A 23,209-nucleotide genomic window follows, 5' to 3' on the forward strand; every position below is an offset into this window, starting at 1 on the left:
TCCCCCGGAGGAAGGGTGCGAACCTGTTCCGGCTGGCTCCCTTCCTCTCCCTCCGGAGGGGGGAGAGGTGGCTCGGCAAAGCCGAGCGGAGTGGGGGAAGGCGGTCCTCAATCGCGCGACGTCTGTAGGCGCGCACATTGCCTGCATAGCGCTGCCTGTCTCAAAAAAACGCCTGGATACCCGTCTGCGCCCGCCCGAGGATCAGCGCATGGACGTCATGCGTGCCCTCATAGGTGTTGACCGTCTCCAGGTTCTGCGCATGGCGCATCACGTGGTAGCCGATCTGGATGCCGTTGCCGCCATGCATGTCGCGGGCCTGGCGGGCGATGTCGAGCGCCTTGCCGCAATTGTTGCGCTTGACGATCGAGATCATCTCCGGCGCCATCTTGCCTTCGTCCATCAGCCTACCGACGCGCAAGCTACCCTGCAACCCCAGCGCGATCTCGGTCTGCATGTCGGCGAGCTTCTTCTGGAAGAGCTGCGTGCCGGCAAGCGGCTTGCCGAACTGCTTGCGGTCGAGGCCGTATTGCCGCGCGCGGTGCCAGCAATCCTCCGCGGCGCCCATGGCGCCCCAGGAAATGCCGTAGCGTGCCCGGTTGAGGCAGCCGAACGGACCGCCGAGGCCCCTGGCATTGGGCAGCAGCGCGTCTTCGCCGACCTCGACGCCTTCCAGCACCACCTCGCCGGTAATTGATGCCCGCAGCGACAACTTGCCGCCGATCTTCGGCGCAGACAGCCCCTTCATGCCCTTTTCCAGCACGAAGCCACGAATCTCATCCTTGCCGTTATCGCCCTTCAGCTTCGCCCAGACGACGAAGACATCAGCGATCGGCGCGTTGGAGATCCACATCTTGGAGCCGGAAAGCCTGTAGCCGTTCGCGGTCTTCTCGGCGCGTGTCTTCATGCCACCCGGATCGGAGCCGGCATCCGGCTCGGTGAGGCCGAAGCAGCCGATCCATTCGCCGGAGGCCAGCTTCGGCAGGTATTTCTTGCGCTGCGCTTCCGAACCGTAGGCATGGATAGGATACATGACCAGCGACGACTGCACGCTCATCATCGAACGATAGCCGGAATCGATGCGCTCGACTTCGCGCGCCACCAGCCCGTAGGTCACATATCCGGCGCCAAGCCCGCCATATTCTTCCGGGATGGTGATGCCGAGCAGGCCGGCCTCGCCCATCTCGCGGAAGATCGACGGGTCGGTCTTCTCGTCGAGATAAGCCTCCTCGATCCGCGGCGCCAACTTGTCGGCGGCGAAGGCAGCGGCGCCGTCGCGAACCATGCGCTCATCCTCGGAAAGCTGGTCCTCGATCAGGAAAGGATCGTTCCACACGAAGGCATTCTTCTCGGCGGCCATGGCCCGCTCTCCCGGCAATTTTTTGAGGTGCCCGGCTTATCGGCCTCTGCAAGGGAAAAATCAAACGAAATTGCATCACGGATCAATGAGCGTTAGTAATAGATCATGAACGTCCAGCGCCGTCTTTTGCCGAACACCGCCGCCCTTGCCGCCTTTGAGGCGGTGGCGCGCTTCGGCTCCTTCACCGCCGCCGCGCGCGAGCTCGACCTGACGCAAGGCGCCGTCAGTCGGCAGATCAGCCTGCTTGAGGAACAGTTCGGCCGGCAGCTGTTCGAACGCGACAGCCGCAATGTCCGGCTGTCGGCGGCCGGCGAGATCTACGCCGAAGCGGTGCGTTCAGCGCTCGGCCAATTGCGCGATGCCGCGCTTGGATTGATGAGCAATCGGCATAGCGGTGTTCTCAACCTTGCCATCCTGCCGACCTTCGGCACGCGCTGGCTGATGCCGCTGATCCCGGATTTCGTCGCCCGGAACCCCGACATAACGATCAACTTCGCCACCCGCATTGGGCGGTTCGACTTTGCGCGCGAACGGCTCGATGCCGCGATCCATCACGGCCTGCCCGACTGGCCCGGCGCCGACTGCACGCTTTTGATGCGCGAAACCGTGATGCCGGTGGGTTCACCCGAATTCCTGGCCAGCCGCGACATCGCCACGCCGGCCGATATCGGTCGCCTGCCGCTGCTGCACATGGCGACGCGACCCGGCGCCTGGAGCGAATGGTTCGAAGAGCAGAGTCTGAGCGCGCCGACTGGCCCCGGCATGCAGTTCGAGCAGTTCGGCACCGTCGCCCAGGCCTGCATGGCGGGCCTCGGCGTGGCGCTGCTGCCGGAAATCCTGATTGCCGGGGAATTGCAGCGTGGCCAGTTGGTGCCAGCCCCCGGCCAGCCGATGCAAAGCCGCAGCGCCTATTATCTGGTCGTGCCGCATGACAAGCGTAGCCATCCGCCGGTTGCCAGTTTTCGCGAGTGGCTGCTGGGTCAGATCGGCAAGGAGCCGGCTGTCCTGGCGTGGTAGCTACTTGCGCTTCATCGCCTCGGCGAGCGCCGCACCGAACGCGCCCTGTGCCGGCTTTTCCGGCTGGCGCTGCGGCGCCGGCGAGCGCGGCGCCGGCTTGCCGCCGCCACTGTCACGCTGGCCATTGCGAGGCGCCTCACCGCCGTCCTTGCGCATCGAAAGCGCGATGCGCTTGCGCTTGATGTCGACATCGACGACCCGAACCTTCACCACATCGCCTGCCTTCACCACCTCATGCGCGTCCTTGATGAAGCGGTCGGCCAGTTGCGAGACGTGCACCAGACCGTCCTGGTGCACGCCGATATCGACGAAGGCGCCGAATGCCGCGACATTGGTGACTGTGCCTTCAAGCAGCATGCCGGGCTTCAAATCCTTGATGTCGTCGACGCCCTCGGCAAAGGTCGCCGTCTTGAAGCCGGGGCGCGGATCGCGTCCAGGCTTTTCCAGTTCCGCGATGATGTCGCGCACCGTCGGCAGGCCGAAGCGCTCGTCGACGAAGACGCGCGGGTCGAGCGCCTTGAGCGCGGCGCTGTCGCCCATCAGCGCGCGCACGTCGCGACCGCAGGCGGCGACGATCTTCTTCGCCACGCCATAGGCTTCCGGATGCACCGCCGAGGCATCGAGCGGCTCATTCCCGTTTGGGATGCGCAGGAAGCCGGCGGATTGTTCGAACGCGCGTGGCCCGAGCCGGGACACCTTGAGCAGATCCTTCCGGCTGGCGAAGGGGCCGGTCGCATCGCGATGCGCGACGATCGCATCGGCAAGCGACGGGCCAAGGCCGGAAACCCGCGCCAGCAGTGGCGCGGAAGCAGTGTTGAGATCGACGCCGACGGCGTTGACCGCATCCTCCACCACAGCTTCCAGCGAGCGTCCGAGCCGATACTGATCGACATCGTGCTGGTATTGGCCGACGCCAATGGACTTCGGCTCGATCTTGACCAATTCCGCGAGCGGATCCTGCAAGCGCCTGGCGATCGACACCGCGCCGCGCAACGATACGTCCAGGCCGGGGAATTCCGCCGCAGCCGTCGCCGACGCCGAATAGACCGAGGCGCCAGCCTCGCTGACGATCACTTTCAATGGCTTCGGCCCGCCGTCGGACGGCATGTCGGACAGCATGTCCGCCACCAGCTTCTCCGTCTCGCGGCTGCCGGTGCCGTTGCCGATGGAAATCAGCTCGACCTTGTGCAAGCGGATGAGCTTGGCGAGCTCCGCCTGCGTGCCGCGCACATCGTTCTTCGGCGGGAACGGATAGACTGTCGTCGTTGTCAGCACCTTGCCGGTGCCGTCGACCACCGCCACCTTGACGCCGGTGCGGATGCCGGGATCGAGCCCCATCGTCGGCCGCGAGCCGGCGGGGGCCGCCAGCAAAAGATCCTTCAGGTTGCGGGCAAAGACATGGATCGCCTCTTCCTCGGCCCGTTCGCGCAGGTCACGCATCAGATCGAGCGTCAGGTGCAGCGAAAGCTTGATCCGCCACGTCCAGCCGGCAACCTCCATCAGCCAGCGATCACCCGGCAGGCTGCCGCCGATGGCATAGGCATTGGCGACCATCCGCTCGACCGGCTTCACTGGCGAGGTGTCATCGGCATCGACCTCGATGTCTAGCGACAGCACCTCTTCGTTGCGGCCGCGCAACATGGCCAAGGCGCGGTGGCTGGGCACGCCCGACCAGCGCTCGACATGGTCGAAATAGTCGGAGAATTTCGTGCCCGCCTCCTGCTTGCCGTCGACGACCCGGGCGCGCAGGAAGGCGCGCTCCTTCATATGAGCGCGCAGCTTGCCGACCAGGTCGGCATTCTCCGCGAACTGTTCCGACAAGATGTCGCGCGCGCCTTCGAGTGCCGCCTTGGCGTCGGCCACCTCTTCCGTGACATAGGCGAGCGCGAGCTCGGCAGGCACTGCCGACCGGTCGGCCAGGATCGCCTCGGCCAGCGGCCCGAGCCCGCGCTCCCTGGCGATTTCGGCCTTGGTCCGGCGCTTCGGCTTATAGGGAAGGTAGATGTCTTCCAACTCGGCTTTGGTGCTTGCCGCGGCGATCTTGGCCTCGAGCTCTTCGGTCAGCTTGCCCTGCTCGCGGATGGAGCCGACGATCGTCTCGCGCCGCGCATCGAGCTCGCGCAGATAGGAAAGGCGCTCGGAAAGGTCGCGCAACTGCGTGTCGTCGAGGCCGCCGGTGACTTCCTTGCGGTAACGGGCCACGAACGGCACCGTTGCGCCTTCGTCGAGCAGCCCGATGGCCGCCGCTGCCTGCTCCGGCCGCGCCCTGATCTCGGCCGCGATGATTGCTGCGATGCGCTTGATGTCCGATGCCATGCTGGTCCCTGCCGAAAAGAGCGGCGACCATAGGCCGGGATGCCTGCTGCGCCAACCGCTCTGTTTTCGTTGGGTCGCTAGGTTCCACAGGAAAACATAGGTTCGAGGCGCCGCCGGCTCCGCTCAGACCATCCCGCTCAACGCCTCGAGAAAGGCGACGATATCGACATCGAGCCGATCGTCCACCGGCTCAGGCTGCGACGACATCTTGGCGATGACCACTTCCGCCTTCGGATTGACGTAAATCCACTGGCCGTGGATGCCGATGCCGCAGAACGCGCCGCTGTCGTGGCCGGTCTGGTACCATTTGTTGCGGTAGCGCCCCTTCGGGAACAGGAACGCCATCGTGCCGCGCTGCCAGGCTTCATGGCTGCCGCCGGCGGCAACCGTGTCGCGCACCCAGGCTTCCGGCACGATGCGGCGGCCATTGACTGTCCCGCCCTGCCGCATCATCTCGCCGATGCGGGCAAGATCGCGCGGCGTCATCGACATGCCGCCGGCGGTGCGCGCCGTGCCTTCCATATCGACCGTCACCGACATCTCGCTCGCGGCGCCCAGCGGCAGCCACAGTTTCTCGCTGAGCAAATCACCGATGCGCTTACCCGATGCCCGCTCCACCAGCATGCCGAGCACGTCCGAATTGGGCGAGCGATAGCGGTAGGTCTGGCCGTGCGGCTCGGCGAGCCGCGGCAGAGTCAGCAGGAATGCCGCCAGGCTCTCGGACCCGCCGCCGGGATTCCACAGCATCGCGCGGCGATAACGGGCGAAGGCGCTTTCCGGATCGAGATAGGCTTCCTCGAAATCGAGGCTGACTGTCATGTCGAGCACATGGCGCACGCTTGCGTCGCCATAGGCCGAACCTTTGGCCTCGGGGATGTACTCTGTCATCGGCGCTTCCGGGTCGAACACCCCCTCGCCCTCCAGTATGCCGGCGAGCACCGCAGTCACCGACTTGCTGATCGAGAAGATGATGTGGCGCGCCCCGAACGCCATGTTGGGCGCCGTCCAGTCGCCGACCGGCTTGCCGCCCTTCAGGATCGTCAGCCCGTCTGTATCGGAACGCTGGAGGAAGGCCTGGACGGTTTCGGCGCCGCCGGCCAGCCCGACCCTTTCGTCCAGCAAGCTGCCAAGGGATTTCGCTGGCTCCTCGCCACCCGGCGCGGCCTCGACAAGCACGCTCGGCACCAACTCGCCGACATTCTGGAACGACCATTGGCTGAACGGCCTCAGCCGCCAGTTGTCGAGCCGCACATCCTTGCGGGCAAAGCCGTATTTGGTCTCGAACGTGGTCTTGCCGGCCATGATACTTTCCCGGTTTGAGGTTTTCAGGCCAGCGCGGCGGCGATGGCATGCACCGCCTTCTGCGTCGCCACCGAATAGGCGGCGTTGATGAAATCCGGATAAGTCGAGAGCTTCACCACGACCATCCTGTGCTCCCAGCTTATGTGGATCAATTGGCCGAACACGCCGCGGCACATCAGCGAGCGTGAGCGCGAATCCTCGATCCAGAACTGGTTGCGATAGCTGCCGTCCGGAAGGCTCGGGCTGAAATTCGGCCCATGCTGGCCGTTGCGCGTCGCCTCGACCCATTCGGCCGGGATCACGCCGCCGCCATTGTCGAGGATCAATTGCCCGAAGCGGCCATAGTCGCGCAGCGTCGCATTGAAGCCGCCGTCGGCCAGCGCATAGCCGGCGCTGTCGACGGTGAAGCAGGCGCTCTCATCGGCGCCGAGCTTCTGCCAGAGTTCTTCCGAGACAAGCTGCGCCAGGCGCTTGCCGCTCACCCGTTCCATGATGAAGGCGAGCACGTCGGTCTCGATCGAGCGGTATTCGAAGGCCTCGCCGTGCGGGCGTACCTTGTCTTTCAGCCGCAGGATCAGCTCGAACAGATGCGAAGGCCAGGGAAACTCCGGATCGCTGCCCGGCGGGATCGGCTTCCAGCCGGTGGCGACATCGACCTGGCCGATCTCGGAATAGCGATCGGTGTATTCTTCGGAAAAGCGCACGCCCGTCGTCATGTCGAGCACGTGTTGCACGGTGGCGCCAGCCCAGCCGGTTTCGCCGAGTTCCGGCAGATAGTCGGTCACCTGCTTGGCAGGATCGATAAGGCCGCGCCCGACCAGGATGCCGCACACCGATCCGGTGACCGACTTCGCCATCGATTGCGACAGGTGCAGCGTGCGCTCGTCCATGCCGTTGAAATAGCGCTCATAGGCTATTCTGCCGTCCTTCAGCACCAGGAAGCCGTCGGCATAGGTCTCGTCGAGCAAGCCAGCGAGTGTCGTCGGCGCTCCGTTGCTATCGACCACCCGCAGATCGTCGAGGTCGACTTCCGCGCGCTCCAAGCGATGGCGATGGCCGTTGCCGCGCCAGACCTCGACCGTCGGCAAGAATTCGCGGATATGCTGGAAGGCCCAGCGGTTCCACGGCGGTCGGTCCCAATCGAGCTTCGGCGGCACCAGCGTGGGCGGCGATCCTTGCATGATTGGCGGCCGCGGATCGGAGTTGCGGTAAGACGTCATCCTGTCCTCCCCAGAGCAATTCCAGGAAAAAAGTGAAGCGGTCGGGTTCGGCGACTTCGCCGTAACTTTCCGTCCGGAATTGCGTCAAAACAAAGAGATGGAGCGGGTCGCCGTTTCCATGAAACGGTGAAACGCGCCAATGCATGTCGCCCAAAGTGGGCAGTGGTCTTGGGAAAACGACATGCACAGAAACAGTCACACGAAGGGGAGGCCGGAGCCTCCCCTCCTGTCATGCATTCCTGCAGATTACTTGCGCAGGTTGGTCCAGATCTTGTTGTAGATCTCCACCACCTCCGGCGGGCATGGCGGCACGAATTCCGGCGTCGGCGACCCGGCCGGCGGCATGATTTCCGGCGAATTGGCGAATTCCGGCGGCAGGAATTTATGGCTGCCGGCAATGCCGTTGTCGTAGCCGGCGAAATCCGAGATCATGGCCGCGTTCTCCGGTGCCATGATGAAGTCCTGGAACAGCTTGGCGTTGTCGAGGTTCTTGGCGCCCTTCAGCACCGCGACATTGTCCATCCAGCCTTCGATGCCTTCCTTCGGATAGGCATATTTGACCGCCGGCATCGCCTTGCGCGAGCGATAGGTCGCGCCGTTCCACTGCTCGGTCACGATCACGTCGCCTGAGGTGATCTTGGTGATCGTGTCGTAGCTGAACGTCTTCCACGACGGCTTGGCGGCCATCAGGATGTCGTTGACCTTCTTCAGATTGGCCTTGTCGGCGCCGCAGCGCGGCACGCCGGCATAGCGCTCGGCCGCGTGCATGACGGTGTTGACGTCGTCGAGCACGTTGATCTGGCCCTTGAGCTCATCCGGCGGATTGAACAGGATCGCCAGCGTGTTGATGTCGCCCTTGAACTTGTCGGTGTTGACGGCGAAGGCCGTCGTGCCGAACTGCCAGGGCGCAGTGTAGTGGCGGCCCGAATCCCAATAGACATCGAGGAAGCGCGGATCGATGTTCTTGCCGTTCGGCATCGCGTTGGGCTCGGTCTTTTCGAGCAGGCCCTCTTCGACCATGATCTTCACGGTGTAGTCGGACGGCACGACGATGTCGTAGCCGGAATTGCCGGCACGCACCTTGGACAGCATGGTTTCGTTGGAATCGTAGTCGTCCAGCGTCACCTTGACGTTGTACTGCTTCTCGAACTTCTCGATCAGCTTGGGGTTGGTGTAGTCGCCCCAGTTGTAGATGTGCAGTTCGCCGTCGGCGAGCGCCGGCACGGCCCATAACAGCACCGCCGCGGACACGGCCGCCATCAGTTTTTTAGACATTTTATGTTTCTCCTTGCCTTCCCATTGTTGTGTTGGAGCTCTCAAGTCATTTTGCGCGTCGCCGCGCGATCAGGAACGAGACCGAGACGAACAGGATCGACACCAGGAGCAGGATTGTGGAGACGGCGTTGATCTCAGGCGTCATCGGTCGCCGGATCTGGTTCCAGATGTAGAGGGGCAGTGTCGTCTGGCCGGGCCCGGCGACGAGCTGCGTGATGGTGAAATCGTCGAAGGAGACGATGAAGGCCAGTGCCCCGCCCGACATGATGCCGGGAACCAGCAGCGGCAGCGTTATGCGCCTGAAGGCGTTCCATGGCGTCGCATAGAGGTCTGCCGCCGCGTATTCGAGCGTCAGGTCCATGTCCTCGAGCCGCGCCCTGATCGGCATATAGGCGAAGGGGATGCAGAACACGGTATGGGCGAGGATCAGATTGCCGATGCCGAAATTCAGCCCGAGCGTGCCGGCGATCAGCGCGAAGAAGGAAAGCGTCGCCACCGCCGTGATGATCTCGGGCACCATCAGCGGCAGGTTGATGACCATGAAGGCCGCGGCGAGCCCGCGCCATGGCTTGACCCTGGTCATGCCGATCGCCGCCAGCGTCGCGCAAATCGTCGAGACGATCGTCGCGGTCACCGAGATGATCAGCGTGTTCTTCGCGGCGCTGTGGAACTCCCCGTTGAGCAGCGCGCTGCCGTACCAGTTGAGCGAGACGCCTTCCCATTGCGTGACCAGCGAACCGCTGTTCAGCGAGAAGATCATCAGGATCAGCACCGGCACATAGAGCACCAAAAGGCAGATGATGGCGATCGAGCGGAAGCCCGGCTGGTCCTTGATGTCCATGATGCGGGGTTCAGCCATGCTGCAGCTTCCCCGACGTGTTGCGGACATAGAAGAAAAGCGCCACCAGCACCGCCGCCATCAGGATCAGCGCCTGCGCGCAGCCGAGCGGCCAGTTGCGCCCCGATCCGAATTGCTGCGCGATGAGATCGCCGATCATCAGGTGCACGCCGCCACCCAGGATCAGCGGCGTCACATAGGCGCCGAGCGCCGGGATGAAGACCAGCAGGCAGCCGGCGATGATGCCGGGCTTGGACAGCGGAATGATCACCCGCCACAGCACCTGCCGACGCGTCGCGTAGAGATCGTAGGCCGCTTCGATCAGCCGGAAATCGAGCTTCTCGAGACTGGAATAGAGCGGCAGCACCATGAACGGCAGGAAGGCGTAGAGCAGGCCGAGCTGGATGGCGAAGTTGGTGTAGAGCATGGTGATCGGCTTATCGATCACGCCTAACCCGATCAGCGCGTTGTTGATCAGGCCCTCGTCGCGGATGATGAACATGATCGCCAGCGTGCGCACCAGAAGGTTCGACCAGAACGGGATGGTGATCAGAAGCACCCACCAATTGCGCTGCGCCGGCGGCCGTGTCGCCATGAAATAGGCGGTCGGGAAGCCGAGCAGCAGGCAGATGATGGTCGTCACCACCGCGAACAGGAAGGAGCGCAGGTAGATGATCAGGAAGTCCGGCGTGAATTGCAGCGTGTCGTCGAAAATGTCGCGCTGGAACAGGAAGTTCAGATAGGCGTCGGTCGAGAACTGCCACTGCACCCCGCCATAGGGCGCGGCGACGAGGAACGAGTAGACGCAGATGATGATGAGCGGCAGCACGCCGAATATGCCGATGATGATCAGCGCCGGCAGCGACAGCAGCCGGTTGCGCCGCGCGCCGGCCTTCTCCGCCTGGGCTTCGAACGATGCGGCCTTGGAGAGCGGGATTGGGGCGAGTGTGGCTGTCGTCATCAGTCTTTCAGGACGCGGGCGGCGTCCTCCTCGAACTGGATGCCGACCTTGGCGCCGGTCTCGAAGGTCACCGCGCTCGAACGGCTGTTCTGGTGGCGCACGATGAAATCCTCACCGCCGCCGTCGAGCTTGACGTGATAATGCGTGTCGGTGCCGAAATAGACGATGTTGGAAAGCGTTCCGGCAATCGTGCCCTTTGCTGGATCGGGCACAAGATCGGCATGCTCGGGGCGCACGACCAGCGTGACCTCGCCAGAAGGATCGAACCCCTCCGGATAGCCGGCGGAGATCGTCGCGTTGCTGGCGAACTTGACCGTCGCCATACCGGGCTTCTTCGACACTACCGTGCCCGGCAGGAAGTTGGTCTCGCCGATGAAGTCGGCGACGAAACGTTCGGCCGGCCGGTCGTAGATGTCGTGCGGCGTGCCGACCTGCAGGATCTTGCCGGCCGACATCACCGCGATGCGGTCGGACATGGTCAGCGCTTCTTCCTGGTCGTGGGTGACGAAGATGAAAGTGATGCCGGTTTCGTTCTGCAGCCGCTTCAGCTCGATCTGCATTTCCTTGCGCAGCTTGTAGTCCAGCGCCGACAGCGGCTCGTCGAGCAAAAGCACCTTCGGCTGCGGCGCCAGCGCGCGGGCCAGCGCCACACGCTGCTGCTGGCCGCCCGAAATCTGGCTGGTGCGGCGCGCCTTCAACGCCTCCATCTTGACCAGCTTCAGCATCTGGGCGACGCGCGCTTCGATCTCGGCCCTTGGCTTGCCGAGCATTTCCAGCCCGAAACCGATATTCTGTGCCACCGTCATGTGAGGGAAGAGCGCGTAACTCTGGAAGACGGTGTTGACCGGTCGTTTGAAGGGTGGCAGCGGCGCGATGTCCTGGCCGTGCAGCAGGATTTCACCCGCGGTCGGGAAATCGAAGCCGGCAATCAATCTCAGCAGTGTCGTCTTTCCGCATCCGGACGGTCCGAGCAGCGTGAAAAACTCGTTCTCGCGGATCGACACCGATACCGTGTCGAGGGCGGCTACCTGGTTTTCGCCGGTTCCAAAAACCTTGCGAACACCGCGAACTTCGATCGCGTTCTTACCCGGTTGTTCCGGCACGATTACCCCATTGAGAGAGCCTGCTCTTGTCGGCAGGTGTGTTCCTTTTTGATTGTCACCATAAGCTTGGCGGCTTGGCAACTGCGGAGCAGTGACTCGATCTGAGTGTCGAGTTCAATTAAGCAATTCCTATGCCATCGTTAGGCTTGGTAGGTGATCTTCCCTCCACAAATGGTGGTCACCGGACGCACCGTGTGCAGCGCTTCCGGTGCCGTCGTCTCGATATCAGCCGACAAAACGACGATATCGGCGAGATACCCGACTTTCAGGCGACCCTTGCGGTGTTCCATGAACTCGGCATAGGCGCCCTCGACCGTGTAGCTTTCTATTGCTTCCTGCACCGAGAAGCTCTGGTCCGGCATCCCTTCTGCCCAAGGTTTGCGCATGACTGCCGCCTGGATGGACAGGATCGGATCGACCGGCGAAACCGGCCAGTCGGAAGCGAACACCACGCGCGCGCCGGCGTTTTTCAGCGTGCGCCAGGCATAGCTCAATGGCCACTTGTCGCGGCCGATGCGCGAGATCGTCGGCTCCATCGGGAAGTTCAGCGCGCCCGGCGGATGCGCTGGCTGCATCGACGCCAGCACGCCGAGCTCGGCGAAACGCGGCACGTCGGACGACGTGGTCACCTCGATATGCTCGACGCGGTGCCGGCTGTCGCGCCGGCCGTTCTTCTTCAACGCCGCCTGGTAGCCGTCGAGCACGGCACGTACCGCGCCGTCGCCGATCGAATGCACGGCGATCTGCAGGCCGCGCCTGTCGGCCTCGACCGCCACTTCGGCGAAATGCTCCGGCGAAAACAGCGGCTCGCCGCGCCATCCGGGCCGGTCGGCATAGTCGTCGACCATCACCGCCGTCCAGGAATCCAGCACGCCGTCATAGAAGACCTTGACCATGCCGGACGACAGCCACTCGGAATTGTAGGCCGCGGCCATCCGCGAGGCTTTTTCCAGCATGTCCAGCTTCATGAAGTTCTTGAAGTGAAACGGGATCTTGGTGCGACAGATGAGGCGGCCCTCTTTTTCCAACCCGGCCAGCAGCTCGAGCTGGTAAAGATTGCCGTCCATGTTCTGGATCGAGGTGATGCCGTGCTTGGCGCACCACTCAAGGCCGCGATGCATCAGGTCGCGATCGGCTGCCAATTCCTTCGCGGAAGGATATGGATCCGGCTCGGCGCCTTCGAGGCCAAGTCGCGTCCGGCTTGCCCCGTAATGGTCGAGGACCGGCCCGAACGCCTCGCCCTCGCGCAGCTCGCCGGCGGCAAGCCCGTCCGCGCCCATGACGATCTCGTTGCCCTGCCCGACCTGCCTGCCATGGAGCAGCCCGGCCTCTTCCAGCGCCTTGGTGTTCGCCCACATCGTGTGGTGGTCGGAGGCCGACATGGCGAAAGGCCGGTCGGGAATGATGCGGTCGAGATCGTGGCGCGTCACCGGCTCCGGCAGGATGGCGTAGTCGACGCCGGCGCCGATCAGAAGCCTGGCGTCCGGGCGCTTGGCAGCAAAACCCTGGATCGCGTCGCGCAGCGCGTCGAAGCCATGCACGCCCGCCAGATGCAGATTGTCGAGCTCGGCCGCACCGCCGAACAGATGCATATGCGCTTCGATGAAGCCCGGCAGGACGGAACCGCCCTGGGCATCGATGACGCGCGTGCCGGGGCCTTTGTAATCGCGCACGCTATCGCGATCTGCGATCGCAATTATCTGATCGCCCTTGATGGCAATCGCCTGAGCGCGAGGGGTGTCCGGATCAATCGTCAATACACTGGCGTTCTCGACGATCAAATCGGCCGTTTGCGGCATCATTTTCTCCCATTTGCGCCTAGGCTAGCAGAGTATTGGCGTCTGGCAAGCCGTCCCATGCTGGCCTCAGACAACAATTTGCGATGCCTCTTGGCGGCGCCGGAAACCTCTGCCACAAAGCTGTTCGAGACCCACCGAAACTTGAACCCGAAGAGCGAGCCAACTCCCAAAATGAAGACAGTTTTCTCTCCTCTCCACGCCGGCCATGCCGGGCAGATGGAACTGGTCACGTCGGCAATCGTGCCGGGTTTCGAGAAGCCGTCGCGGGCAGAATTCATAAAGGCGCGGGTGGAGAGCGAGAAGCTCGGGCCGATCATCGGACCGGTCGAGCACGACCTCGCGGCCGCCAAGCGCGTGCATGAAGCGCACTACATCGATTTCCTGCCGACGGTGTGGCCGGAATGGGTCGCCGCCGGTTTCAAGGGGTCGGCCATGGGCTTCACCTGGCCGACGCGCGGCCTGCGCGGCGACGTGCCGCCGAAGCGCGTCGATGCCTTGCTCGGCTACTATTCCTTCGATGCCGGCGCGACCTTCGTCGAAGGCACCTGGGCGGCGATCAAATCGTCCTATGACGTCGCGCTGACAGCCGCCGCCCTGGTCAAGGGCGGCGAGCGGACCGCATTCGCGCTTTGCCGCCCGCCCGGCCATCACGCCGGCGCCGCCTTCATGGGCGGCTATTGCTTCATCAACAACGCCGCCGTCGTCGCGCAATGGTTCCGCGACCAGGGCGCCAAACGCGTCTCGATCCTCGATGTCGATTACCACCACGGCAACGGCACGCAGGAGATCTTCTACCGCCGCGGCGACGTCCAGGTGCTCAACCTGCATGGCGATCCCATGGTCGAGTATCCCTTCTTCCTCGGCCATGCCGACGAGCGCGGCGAGGGCGAAGGCGAAGGCTTCAACGTCAATTACCCGATGCCCTTCGGCACCGGCTGGGACGGCTGGAGCGCGTCGCTGGAGGACGCCTGCGCCAGGCTTGCGGCCTACGCCCCCGATGTGGTCATCGTCTCGCTCGGCGTCGACACCTTCGAGAAGGACCCGATCAGCCAGTTCAAGCTGAAGAGCGAGGACTATCCCAAGATCGGCCGCCGCATCGCCAGCCTCGGCCTGCCGACATTGTTCGTGATGGAAGGCGGCTACGCTGTGGAAGAGATCGGCATCAACGCCGTCGGCGTGCTGACAGGCTTCGAGGATCGTTAATCCGCGTCCGATTGAAGCACACACGCCTTCGGATGCAGTCCGGGGGCGTATTTTTTGCGACCCCCGCCGGGAATCATCGGCGGGGTTCGACTTTGAAATCACCCTCAAGTAACGCGGCGACGGGCCGCTGAGTCGCAATGCGAGTCCATTAGATTCGATTTTGTCAAATCGCGTTTGATGTCAGATTCAACTGCGGGTAGATTAGACCCGAATCAGCCGGTCCATGGGGGGCGCGGCGACCACCCAAAGTCTCGAGTTCCGGCGCCAGGCCGGCACCAGACGCGGACGGTTTCGCGTTCCCTAGAGGGATTCGGCGCGGTTGGGCGCCGTTCGCGCCCGTGAGTGTGTCTTCGTAAACGTGACGCGTTTCGGGTCCGGCCGTTGGCTTCGCCAACACCGGGCACAAGGATCGATTCCGGCAAGAATCCAAGAATACAAATGAGCAGTCCCGCCGCGCTTCTCCAATCCGATGCTTTAGGCTCGCGCCTGACGTCGCGCGGCGATCTCACCAGTTTTTTCATGCAGCTTGCCGCCGATATCGGCGCCGACAGCTATATGCTGGTCGCCATCGTGCACGACCAGGACCGCAACGATGCGCGCATCGTCTCCTCGAACTGGATTTTCGACGCCATAGAGCTGATCGGCAAAAGGCTGATCGCCAACCTGGCGCTGGGCCCCTTGACCGTGGCGCCCGGCATACGCCCAAGGCCGCTGGTGGCGGCGCACGCGCCTGACGCCGGTGCGTTGCTGACCGGGGAAGAGGCCCGGCTGCTCGACGTGCTTGGCCACGCCGAAATCTATTCGTTGCGGCTCAATGTCGGCCGGCAGCGCCTGTTCGTGCTGTTCTCGGCTGCCGAGGCGGGCAAGATCGACCTGACCGCCCTGATGAAGGCGCAGCTCAAATGCTGCTATGCGCTTTCCGGCATTCCGCAGCTGATCGCGGCGGCGTCCATGCAGGATCCGCTGTCGGACCGCGAGCGCGAATGCCTGTTCTGGGTTTCGGAAGGCAAGACCACCGATGAGGTGGCCGTCATCCTCGGCGTCTCGTCGAACACCGTCAACAGCTACATCACGCACGCCATCCAGAAGTTTGCGGCCAGCAACCGCGCGATGGCGATCGCGACGGCGATCAGGAGCGGCATCATTTGAAGCACGTACAGGTCAGAGAGGCCGCCGAGGCCCTTTTCAACGATCAGCGCAGTCCGTTCGGCGCCTTCTCGCTCGGTTCCGAGACCCATCACGCGGCCACCATTCCGGATGCAGTGCGCCGTTGCCGCTGGATCGCCGTCGATATCAACGCGTCGGCCTTCGGCCTCTATTTCGTCAGCCCCTCGCCCGAGCGCGAGCGTCTCGTGGCATGTTTCGATTCCGATTATCCCGGCACGGCGGTCGCGACCAAATTCATCTCCGGCGCCAATGGCGAGGATATGGTGCGCCACAGCCGGCTCTCGACGACCCCGCGCTGGTGGGCCGACGAGGGCACCGCCGGATCGCGGCATGCCTTCCAGTCGCTAGCCTGGGCCGAGCCGGCCGCGCCGCTGGCGCCCGGCACCAATGGCATAGCCCTCCCCGTGCATGCCGATCGCGGTCAATGCGGGCTGGTCGTCTTCCTGGGCTCCGAGATCGCACTGTCCGACGACACGCTGTGCGAGATCCACGCTCGCTCCTTCGCGCTGTTCGCGGCGGTCGCCCGCATCCGCCCCGGCGACGCTGGCAGGACGCGTTCGATCTCCAAGCGCGAGATCGAGTGCCTGAAGCTGACCGCCAACGGCAACACCAGCGAAGAGATCGCCAAGCTCCTCAAGCTCTCGGTGCACACCGCCAACCAGTACCTCACCCAGTCGACGCAGAAGCTCAACGCGGTCAACCGCAACCAGGCGGTCGCCAAAGCGTTGCGGCTCGGCCTGATCGAATAGCCGCGCTAAGCGCACCGCTTTGAACGCGCCGCAGCGAGTTTCGGGGCGACCGCATCAAAAGGCGAGCGGCTCGGTCCTGCGGATTCGTGCCTCTTCGATCGCGTCCTCGAGCAAGCAAGTGTTGTGCTCGGGCGTCTCGCCAGGCTTCTCGAACGACACGTAGTTGACCACCACGGAAGCCTCGTGCTCGGTCAACGTCAGCTGGAAATACACCGTCACGCCGCGCGGCCGGAGCTCGAGATCGAGCACGATGCGCGGGCTGCCGCCCCAGTCGACATGTGCCTCGCCGCCATGGCCGAGCCGCAGCGTGCCCGGCCGGAAGTAAAGCTCGGCGGCCGAATCCACCAGGTCCGACAGGCAGGCGAAATGCTCGAGCCGGATGAAGGCGATATAGTCGGCAACGTCGATGAGCCTCAATTCGCCCACCACGGCCTCGATGGCGCTGGCGACGATCAGCTCGCGGGAATTGGCGTGTGGTTGCCGGTCCATGGATTAGCGGCGTCCGTTCATTGGGTTGCCTTGCGCGCGGCCTTCTTCGAGTAGACGATCCGCACCAACTCGGCGACTGCCTGGTAGAATTGCGACGGGATCACGCTATCAACCGAAACTTGCTTGTACATGGAGCGCGCAAGCGCCACGTCCTCGAAGATCGGGATGTTGTTCTCCCTGGCGATCTCGCGGATCTTGAGCGCGACCAGATCCTGTCCCTTGGCCAGCACGATGGGAGCGGAATCCTCCTCGCGCACATATTTCAGCGCGATCGAATAGTGCGTCGGGTTGGCGATCACCAGCGTCGCGCGCGGCACCGCCGTCATCATGCGCCTGCGCGCCCGGTCGCGCGCCAGCGAGCGCAGCCGTGACTTGACGATCGGATCGCCTTCCGACTGCTTCATCTCGTCCTTGACCTCCTGCTTGGTCATGCGCAGGTCGCGCCGCCAATGGAAACGCGACCAGACGATGTCGACGACCGCGATCAGCCCCATGACGAAAACGATCGCCACCAATATGTCGACGAAGATGCCGCGGATGACCAGGCCGAACGAGACCGGATTGGTGATCATGCCGGCGAGCAGCTTGCGGTGATCTTGCGACAGCGTGAAGCTCAGCACCGATATAGCGAAGCCAAGCTTGGCCAGTGACTTCAGGAACTCGACCCATCCCTGCACGCCGAACATCCGGCTCCAGCCCTTGGCGATCGAGATGCGTGACAGCTGCGGCCTGATCCGTTCGCCGACGATTTGCGGCATGTTCTGGAAAATCGAGGCGCCGATGCCGGCGACCGTCAGCAGCACCAGCAGGCTGACGACGGCGCGGCCGATCTCGGTCATCACCTGCTTGTAGAGCGAGATGACGTCGGTCTCGGTGTCCATCGGCCAGGCTTCCGGCTTTTCCAGAAACGTCGACAGGAACATGCCGAGATCGACAACCGCGTCCTTGGCGTAGAAGACGGCGAAAACCAGTATGGCGAGGAAGGACGCAAAGATCGCGGTCTCGCGCGAATGGGGCAGCTTGCCCTGTTCGATCGTGTCGCGGATCTTCTTTTCTGTGGCTTCCTCTGTTTTGGAATCCTTGTCGACCGCTTCAGCCATGGCGCTCTGACCGGCCGCTTATCGTCAGGCGGCTTCGGCGGTGGCGGTCTGCGTCGAAGGCAGCTCGAAAGCTCCTTCGCGCGACAGCCGGATGGCGGCGACCGATATGCTCTTGCGGGCCGCCATGATGTCGGCGAGCGCAATGCCTTCCGATCCCTGTCCAAGTTCGGACTCGATCATGCGGCGAGAGCGCGCGCCGATCGCCGATAGCGCGGATTCGGCCAATTCCGGCGGCGCGCCGCGCAGTGCCAGCGTGACGAGTTCTGTGGACAGCCCGTCGAACAGCAGGACCCGGGCTTTCTGTGGCAGCAGCGGCAGATCGTCGAAGGCGAATAGCCGCGACTTGACGCCGGCGAGATCTGGCGTGCCGACCTGCTCCAGGTCCTGCATGAGGTCGTCCAGTTCCGGCTTCGCCATTTCGTTGAGCATGCTGGCGACGCGTTCCTGGCCGGCCGAGGTGTCCCTGCTCGTCTTCTGCGACAGCACGCTCACGCGCAACTGGTTCTCGACGATGCGGGATGCCGTATCCGGGATGTTGGCCATCGTCACCATGCGCTTGATGATCTGGCTGCGCATCGGCTTTTCCATGGTGAGCAGCACATTGGCGGCTGTCTGCGGCGCGAGCTTTGAGAGCACCATGGCCGACGTCTGAGGATGCTCGCCGGCAAGGAAGGTGCCGAGCCGCGCCGGCTCGAGCTTTTCGAGGTCCGGCCATATCGGCGCGGGTCCTTCCGCGACCGGCTCGAACTTCTTGTCGCCCATGATGGCGCTCATCTCCTCGGGCGACAGCGATTCGTTCAGGATCGTATCCATCCGATCGGCGGAATCGAGCAGGCCGGCGCCTTCGGTAAACTCGGCTTCGAACTCGGCGACGATGCGCTCCAGGTCGGCCTGCGGAATGGTGCGCAGCAGACGCGCGCCCTCGATCAGCGCCTTAAGCTCATCCTGTTTGAAGAATTTGAGCAGCCGGCTGGCCGCGGGCTTGCCCATGGCCACCAGTATGGCTGCCGCCTTTTGCGGACGTGTGAGCGCCAATGCCGTCGTCATGCGTGTTGCCCTCGCTGCCGATTGATCCGCCCGCCGACCATTCTCAGGCGCTCTTCGTCGCCGCGATTATCTCGGTGAGCCGGATGCCGAAGCGCGTCGGATCGCTTTCCAGCACAGTGATCTCGCCGCGCGCGATCTTGCGGCCGTTCACCACGACGTCGACGGGTTCGCCGATGCGGCGGTTGAGCGCGACCGTGGAACCCTTCTGCAGCGCCATCAACTCCGACACCGGCATCTCCGTGCTGCCAAGGATGATCTGCACGTCGACCGGAATGGTCATGATGATCGAGGAATTGGCGCCCGAATGGAAGGCGGCATCGGGGCGATTCTCTTCTTCCCGCAGCACGCCGCGCAGTTCCTCGATGGCCTTATCGAGCTGTTCGTCGGGCTGATCGGCTTCGGCTTCCACGTTGGTTTTTGCCATCTGTCGTCTCCATAAATCCCGGGCCTGGCGTCAGCCCGGCATCAGTCCGTCGATGAAATCCTGCCCGGCATCATGCGGATGGCTGATGCGGACGGTGTAGTTCTGTCCCAGCTTGCCGAACTCGCAGACAAACAGCGTCTTGTCGCGGGCGCTCAGCCTGGCGTTGAGCTGCGCATTCTCCTCGAATTCGATCACCTGGCCCGGCTCCAACGCGGCGAGGTCGCCGAGCGTCAGCCTGGCGAGCGGCATCGTCGCCTCGAGCCGGACGGTCGAGCGCATCACCTCTTCGGAGAAGCGGGCCCGCCAGTCGAACTCCGTGGTGTCGCCGTCCTCGCCCGTGGCAGCCTCGCCGCCACGCGAGGTAAGCAGCAGGCGCTGCGGGATCATCACCGTGAGCGTGCCGCTGTCGGACGGCGTCGACAGGCCATAGGCGATCCGCACGGCGGCGCCGTCGCGCAGCACGCGCCGCCTCGCTTCGTTGCCGGACATTGCCTTCGGCACCGGCAGGCGCAGCTCGAGCGAGCGTTTGCCGGATCCGTTGAGCGCCGCGGCGACCTCCTGGAACACAGTGGTCGCGACATCGGCTTCGATCTGCGACAGGTCGCGCTCGATCGGCGCGACCGGCTGGTCGGGATCGCCGCCGAACAGCGCGCTCACCATGACGGCGACCGCCTGCGCGTCCATCACCAGCGTCATGGCGTCGGCCGAGGCCGGCGAAGGGATGATGCTCAGCGCGAAGGCCTCACCGGCGCGTGCGCGCGCCTCGGGAACGCGGCTGACTTCCACGGCCTGCAGATCGACCGTGACCGGCGCGCCGAGCTCGCCGGCAAGCGCCTTCTGCAACAGCGGCAGCGCCCGTTCGGCCATGCCGCGGCCGACGCCGATCACCTGCGCGGCCTCGCCGCTGTCGCCGACGAGGCGCTCGATGATCAAAGCCCGGGTTTGCGAAGGACTGCCCGGACTTGTCATGACGGCAAGCGGCCCTGTCTGAGATGCTGCATGCTCAGGCCGCCTTCTTCTCGGCGGCGCCGGCGTTCATGGTGCTCTGCTCGACGGCATCGATCGTCGGACGCTCGTAGGAGGATATGGTCTTGCGGCCGAACTCGATCGCCACCTGCGGCAGGGCGCCGTTCATATACGCAAGCAGCGTCTGCTTGACGATGATGTAGAGGCGGTTCTTCTTTTCGCGCACCGTCTTGATCTTGGTGGCGACCGGACCGACCACCGCATAGGACAGGAAGATGCCGAGGAAGGTTCCGACGAGCGCCGCGCCGATCAGACCGCCGAGGATTTCCGGCGACTGGTCCAGTGCGCCCATCGCCTTCACCACGCCGAGCACGGCGGCGACGATGCCCAGCGCCGGCAGGCCGTCGCCGACCGCGACCATCGCGTGATAGGCCTTCAGCTTGTCGGTGCGGATCGTCTGGATCTCCTCATCCATCAGCGCCTCGATCTCGTGCGAGCGGGCATTGCCGATGATGATGATGCGGCAGTAGTCGCAGATGAAATGCGTCAGGTCGTGGTTCTTCAGCACGGTCGGGAAGGCCTGGAAGATGGCGGATTCTTCCGGATTGTCGATGTGCGCCTCGACCTCGCTGCGCGACTTCGAGCGCAGTTCGCGCATCAGGCTGTGCAGCACGCCCAGCGTCTCGAGGTAATCGCGTTCCTTCGGCACCGCCTGCTTGAAGGCTTCGAGAATGCCCTTGCCGGTGTCCTTGACCGTCTTCATCGGATTGGCGACGAGGAAGGTGCCGAGCGCGGCGCCGCAGATGACGACCGCTTCCCATGGCTGCAGCAACACATGCAGATGGCCGCCCATGGCCATGAAGCCGCCGAGAACGCAGCCGAGCGTCACCACAAGTCCGATCAGAATGCCCACGACTGGTCCTTCCGCATGTCACATCGCGGATCAGGGATAGTCCCCGTGCCTTGTGTGAGGCTTGAATCGAAGGCAGCGGATGCGATTCAGCTTCGCGCAAGGAAGTGGCGTTATTGTGCCGGGATAGCTTCGGCCGGAGGCGCGTCCTTGCTCAACACCTACATCAGCTATCAGTTGATTGCCAAAGACATCAACAAATCGATCGATCGCATCGAGCAACAGCCGACGGTCGATCGCGATACCCAATATTATCTGGCCAACATCACCAAGGTGAAATCGATCGACGATTTCGTCAACAACGACCGCCTGTTCAAATATGCCATGAAAGCCTACGGGCTGGAGGACATGGACTACGCCAAGGCCTTCATGGTCAAGGCGCTCAAGGAAGGCGTTTCCGATCCGGACAGTTTCGCCAACAAGCTGACCGACAAGCGCTACGCCCTGTTCGTCAGCGCTTTCAATTTCACCGCCAACGGCGCCGATGCGACCGTCTACAACAAGGCGCAACAGCTGGTGACCAGCAACTACGCGCTGCAAGTCCAGATCGGCGCCTCGCAGCCGGGGCTCTCTTACTACCAGAGCGAGACCGCCTACTACGCCACCAACATCTCCAAGGTGAAGTCGATCGACGATCTGATGGGCGACAGCCGCCTGCTGACATATGCAATGGCTGCATTCGGGCTGGATGCCGAAACCGAACCGGCGGCGACCGTCAGGGCGATGCTGGAAGGTGGCGTCAGCGATCCCAACAGCCCCGCCAACAAACTGGCCGACAAGAGCTACGCCAACTTCGTCTCCGCCTTCAACTTCGCCCAGTACGGCGACCAGACGACCACACGCGACGATGTCCAGCAGGCGGTGCCCAAGAGCTACGTCACCGGAGCTGGATTGACGTCGGTCAAGCCTAGCGCCGACTACATCAAGGGCGAAGCCGCTTATTACGCGGCAAACATCTCCAAGGTGAAATCGATCGCCGACCTCATGGCCGACAAGCGCCTGTTGACCTTCGCCATGGCTTCCTACGGACTGGATGCGTCCACCGAAACACCGCGGCAGATCCGCACGATGCTCGAGGGCGGCGTCAGCGATCCCGTCAGCCCTGCGAACCAGCTGAAGGACAAACGCTACGCCAACTTCGTCACGGCCTTCGACTTTGCCCAATATGGCGATCAGACCGCGTCGCGCGACGCGGTGCAGAAAGACACGCCGAAGATCTATACGACAGAGTCGACGCTTGGCCTGATCCAGCCCAATGCGGATTACATCAAGTCGGAGACTGCATACTACCTGGCGAACGTCACGAACGTGAAATCCATCGATGATCTGATGGCCAACAGCCGGTTGTACAATTACGCACTCTCCGCTTATGGGCTCGATCCGTCCAAGGAGAGCAAGGATCTCATCCGCAGCGTGCTGGCCGGCGGCATTCGCGACCCCGACAGTGTCGCCAACAAGATGACCAACAAGGCTTATGCCGGGCTCGCTGCCACCTTCAACTTCGAGCAGTACGGCGAAGCGGCCACCACCATCAATCCGGCGCAGCAGCCTACCGTCGACATGTACATGCGCCAAACGCTCGAGGAAGATGCCGGCAAGACCAATGAAGGCGTCCGGTTGGCGCTCTATTTCGAGCGCAAGGCGCCCAACATCACCAGCTGGTTCGACGTGCTGGCCGATACCGCTTTGGCCAGCGTGGTGCGAACCGCGCTCGGCCTGCCCGATTCCTTCGCCACCGCCGATATCGATAAGCAGGCGCAGCTGTTCGAGCAGAAGCTCGACATCTCGGATTTCACCGACCCGGAGAAGCTCAGCAAATTCCTGACCCGCTTCACCAGCATGTATGAGATCAACCACCCGACCTCGACGGCCGTGACGTCGGTCAGCGTGCTGTTCGCGCAGCCGACCAGTGTCGGCATCTCCACCGATCTGATGATGGCCATGCAGCAGTTGAAGTTCTGAGAAA

20 protein-coding genes are annotated in these 23,209 nt (G+C 63.5%); 5 read left to right on the top strand and 15 right to left on the bottom strand.

The window, feature by feature from the left end:
* Positions 1-160 precede the first annotated feature (160 nt).
* A complete protein-coding gene (locus tag AC0L2L_RS03635) occupies positions 161-1,357 on the bottom strand; it encodes an acyl-CoA dehydrogenase (RefSeq protein ID WP_473576248.1) in 1,197 nt (398 codons plus the stop codon).
* Between the two features lie 105 nt (positions 1,358-1,462).
* Between AC0L2L_RS03635 and AC0L2L_RS03640 the strand changes: the two genes are divergently transcribed.
* On the top strand, positions 1,463-2,374 hold the full coding sequence (locus tag AC0L2L_RS03640; RefSeq protein ID WP_473576250.1) for a LysR family transcriptional regulator: 912 nt from the start codon (positions 1,463-1,465) through the stop codon (positions 2,372-2,374).
* On the opposite strand, the gene AC0L2L_RS03645 is transcribed toward AC0L2L_RS03640, so the two are convergent.
* The 8 genes from AC0L2L_RS03645 to AC0L2L_RS03680 all read right to left on the bottom strand — a co-directional run bounded on the left by AC0L2L_RS03645 (position 2,375) and on the right by AC0L2L_RS03680 (position 13,188).
* On the bottom strand, positions 2,375-4,690 hold the full coding sequence (locus AC0L2L_RS03645; protein WP_473576252.1) for a Tex family protein: 2,316 nt from the start codon (positions 4,688-4,690) through the stop codon (positions 2,375-2,377).
* A 123-nt stretch (positions 4,691-4,813) separates the two neighbouring features.
* Positions 4,814-5,992 (bottom strand): serine hydrolase domain-containing protein, encoded by a 1,179-nt coding sequence (locus tag AC0L2L_RS03650; RefSeq protein ID WP_473576254.1) that lies wholly within the window; start codon positions 5,990-5,992, stop codon positions 4,814-4,816.
* Between the two features lie 23 nt (positions 5,993-6,015).
* Positions 6,016-7,212 (bottom strand): serine hydrolase domain-containing protein, encoded by a 1,197-nt coding sequence (locus AC0L2L_RS03655; RefSeq protein WP_473576255.1) that lies wholly within the window; start codon positions 7,210-7,212, stop codon positions 6,016-6,018.
* Positions 7,213-7,458: 246 nt separating this feature from the next.
* Positions 7,459-8,487, bottom strand: coding sequence for an extracellular solute-binding protein (locus AC0L2L_RS03660; RefSeq protein WP_473576257.1), 1,029 nt, complete (start codon positions 8,485-8,487; stop codon positions 7,459-7,461).
* A 46-nt stretch (positions 8,488-8,533) separates the two neighbouring features.
* A complete protein-coding gene (locus AC0L2L_RS03665) occupies positions 8,534-9,346 on the bottom strand; it encodes an ABC transporter permease (RefSeq protein WP_473576259.1) in 813 nt (270 codons plus the stop codon).
* Positions 9,339-10,286 carry an ABC transporter permease gene (locus tag AC0L2L_RS03670; RefSeq protein WP_473576261.1) on the bottom strand — a complete coding sequence of 316 codons (948 nt, stop codon included), beginning with the start codon at positions 10,284-10,286 and terminating at the stop codon, positions 9,339-9,341. Before AC0L2L_RS03670 ends, AC0L2L_RS03665 begins: the two co-directional genes overlap by 8 nt.
* The gene (locus tag AC0L2L_RS03675; protein ID WP_473576262.1) at positions 10,286-11,389 is read right to left on the bottom strand and encodes an ABC transporter ATP-binding protein; all 1,104 of its coding nucleotides are present in this window, start codon (positions 11,387-11,389) and stop codon (positions 10,286-10,288) included. Before AC0L2L_RS03675 ends, AC0L2L_RS03670 begins: the two co-directional genes overlap by 1 nt.
* A gap of 140 nt (positions 11,390-11,529) precedes the next feature.
* A complete protein-coding gene (locus AC0L2L_RS03680; protein WP_473576263.1) occupies positions 11,530-13,188 on the bottom strand; it encodes an amidohydrolase in 1,659 nt (552 codons plus the stop codon).
* A gap of 171 nt (positions 13,189-13,359) precedes the next feature.
* Here AC0L2L_RS03680 and AC0L2L_RS03685 point away from each other — a divergent pair, with 171 nt between their 5' ends.
* The 3 genes from AC0L2L_RS03685 (at position 13,360) to AC0L2L_RS03695 (ending at position 16,307) form a co-directional block, all read left to right on the top strand.
* Positions 13,360-14,391: a histone deacetylase family protein gene (locus AC0L2L_RS03685; RefSeq protein WP_473576265.1), complete on the top strand. Its 1,032-nt coding sequence runs from the start codon at positions 13,360-13,362 to the stop codon at positions 14,389-14,391.
* A gap of 438 nt (positions 14,392-14,829) precedes the next feature.
* Positions 14,830-15,540, top strand: coding sequence for a helix-turn-helix transcriptional regulator (locus AC0L2L_RS03690; protein WP_473576267.1), 711 nt, complete (start codon positions 14,830-14,832; stop codon positions 15,538-15,540).
* Positions 15,537-16,307, top strand: a complete 771-nt coding sequence (locus AC0L2L_RS03695; protein WP_473576268.1) for a helix-turn-helix transcriptional regulator — start codon at positions 15,537-15,539, stop codon at positions 16,305-16,307. The genes AC0L2L_RS03690 and AC0L2L_RS03695 overlap by 4 nt, the downstream gene beginning before the upstream one ends.
* A 54-nt stretch (positions 16,308-16,361) precedes the next feature.
* Here the strand turns inward: AC0L2L_RS03695 and AC0L2L_RS03700 are convergent, their stop codons facing one another.
* From AC0L2L_RS03700 to motA, 6 genes are read right to left on the bottom strand one after another with little or no spacing between them, the layout of a single operon-like run.
* Positions 16,362-16,796 (bottom strand): hypothetical protein, encoded by a 435-nt coding sequence (locus AC0L2L_RS03700; protein ID WP_473576270.1) that lies wholly within the window; start codon positions 16,794-16,796, stop codon positions 16,362-16,364.
* A gap of 17 nt (positions 16,797-16,813) precedes the next feature.
* Positions 16,814-17,896, bottom strand: coding sequence for a flagellar biosynthesis protein FlhB (gene flhB / locus AC0L2L_RS03705; protein ID WP_473576271.1), 1,083 nt, complete (start codon positions 17,894-17,896; stop codon positions 16,814-16,816).
* Positions 17,897-17,920: 24 nt separating this feature from the next.
* Positions 17,921-18,943 carry a flagellar motor switch protein FliG gene (locus AC0L2L_RS03710; RefSeq protein WP_473576273.1) on the bottom strand — a complete coding sequence of 341 codons (1,023 nt, stop codon included), beginning with the start codon at positions 18,941-18,943 and terminating at the stop codon, positions 17,921-17,923.
* A gap of 43 nt (positions 18,944-18,986) precedes the next feature.
* The gene (fliN, locus tag AC0L2L_RS03715; protein WP_473576275.1) at positions 18,987-19,367 is read right to left on the bottom strand and encodes a flagellar motor switch protein FliN; all 381 of its coding nucleotides are present in this window, start codon (positions 19,365-19,367) and stop codon (positions 18,987-18,989) included.
* A 30-nt stretch (positions 19,368-19,397) separates the two neighbouring features.
* On the bottom strand, positions 19,398-20,336 hold the full coding sequence (locus AC0L2L_RS03720) for a FliM/FliN family flagellar motor switch protein (protein WP_473576276.1): 939 nt from the start codon (positions 20,334-20,336) through the stop codon (positions 19,398-19,400).
* Between the two features lie 34 nt (positions 20,337-20,370).
* On the bottom strand, positions 20,371-21,246 hold the full coding sequence (gene motA / locus AC0L2L_RS03725) for a flagellar motor stator protein MotA (protein WP_473576277.1): 876 nt from the start codon (positions 21,244-21,246) through the stop codon (positions 20,371-20,373).
* A 147-nt stretch (positions 21,247-21,393) separates the two neighbouring features.
* Between motA and AC0L2L_RS03730 the strand changes: the two genes are divergently transcribed.
* Positions 21,394-23,205, top strand: coding sequence for a DUF1217 domain-containing protein (locus AC0L2L_RS03730; protein ID WP_473576278.1), 1,812 nt, complete (start codon positions 21,394-21,396; stop codon positions 23,203-23,205).
* Positions 23,206-23,209 lie beyond the last annotated feature (4 nt).

The organism is Mesorhizobium sp. WSM4832 (assembly GCF_055811115.1).